Origin of the sequence: Vibrio sp. 10N.222.49.C9 (assembly GCF_041474985.1) — a bacterium.
GTDB classification, from domain to species: domain Bacteria; phylum Pseudomonadota; class Gammaproteobacteria; order Enterobacterales; family Vibrionaceae; genus Vibrio; species Vibrio crassostreae_C.
The window spans coordinates 1-275 of sequence record NZ_JBFRVD010000507.1 but is presented as its reverse complement, the minus strand read 5'-3'; the positions used below and the strand labels follow the sequence as shown (position 1 = coordinate 275).

Below are 275 nucleotides of genomic sequence, written 5' to 3'. Positions count from 1 at the left end.
AGTTCTTACCATGATTGCCGCCTTCTCAATCAATATCCGCATTATGGGTAGACCTAACGTAGCCTTGCTGGGTGAAGAGACTATTCTTACCCCGTTTGAGAGTATCGGCGATCCTATGCTGATTCGCCCTCTAGTGGTGGGCGTTCTCGTTCTTGTTGCTGCCATGTTTATTATCCGACTGCTGAATAGTGATTTTGGTCTTGGCCTTAGAGCGACAGGCGTAAACGCACGCATGGTCCGAGCGCAAGGTGGAAGTACGTCTTTCTATACCTACT

Annotated in this window: 1 pseudogene; it reads left to right on the top strand. The window is 48.7% G+C overall.

What is annotated here, in order from left to right:
• Window positions 1-275, top strand: a pseudogene (locus tag AB4585_RS24215) (ABC transporter permease); the annotation flags it as partial.